The sequence below is a fragment of the Myroides sp. LoEW2-1 genome, assembly GCF_009767705.1.
Lineage (GTDB): Bacteria > Bacteroidota > Bacteroidia > Flavobacteriales > Flavobacteriaceae > Flavobacterium > Flavobacterium album_A.
The window spans coordinates 1-844 of sequence record NZ_WSPP01000185.1 but is presented as its reverse complement, the minus strand read 5'-3'; the positions used below and the strand labels follow the sequence as shown (position 1 = coordinate 844).

The 844-nt window shown below is 30.5% G+C and carries 1 protein-coding gene; it reads left to right on the top strand.

Features of this window, described 5'->3' with window-relative positions:
* Nucleotides 1-42 precede the first annotated feature (42 nt).
* On the top strand, nt 43-774 hold the full coding sequence (gene istB / locus GOQ24_RS11345) for an IS21-like element helper ATPase IstB (RefSeq protein WP_160339734.1): 732 nt from the start codon (nt 43-45) through the stop codon (nt 772-774).
* Nucleotides 775-844 lie beyond the last annotated feature (70 nt).

The window sequence follows — 844 nt, the reverse complement described above, 5'->3', positions numbered from 1 at the left end:
AATATCAGAGGGAATAATTATTTTAACTAAATCTTTATGTTTATGAATGTTAATGCAACAATTGAAAAAATGCAAAAACTTAGGCTTAATGGTATGAAAAGAGCCTATGAATCATCCTTAGAAACTAAAGCTATAGACTCTTTTACCAATGACGAGTTTATAGCCTGGTTAGTTGAGGCAGAAGATAACCAAAGAAATAATGATAAGACTCAGCGGCTTATAAAAAATGCTAGATTCCACTATCAAGCTAGTTTACAAGAGGTAAAGTTTACTGCTGAGAGAAACTTAGATAAAAATACTTTTATAAGATTATCTGATTGTAGTTTTATTGATCGAAATCAAAATATCATTATTACTGGTTGTACTGGAACAGGGAAAAGCTACTTAGCTACTGCACTAGGCTTCCAAAGCTGTGTAGCTGGTTATAAAGTAAAATACTACAATTTAGGTAAATTATTACATCGTTTGGCTATGACTAAAGCTGATGGTAGTTATTTAAAAGAATTGCTAAAATTAAGCGTCACTGATGTACTTATTTTAGATGATTTTGGATTACAACCCATTACTGGTGATAAGCAACTTATACTAATGGATATTATTGAGGATCGTAATCATCATAAAACAACTATCTTTTGCTCACAAATACCTGTAAAAGCATGGCATGATTTATTTTCAGAAAAAACAATTGCAGATGCGTTTTTAGATAGAATAATTCACTCTGCTATTCGCTTTGAATTAGAAGGAGAATCTCTCAGAAAAATAATCAAAAAATAATAACTCTTTTTAGCTATATTTATACTACTAAAAAACAAGGCGAAGAACTGTCCACTTTCACACTGGAATA

What these genes read in the sequence shown, in the direction of transcription:
- istB (WP_160339734.1), top strand. Translation starts at nt 43, where the DNA reads ATGAATGTTAATGCAACAATTGAAAAAATGCAAAAACTTAGGCTTAAT.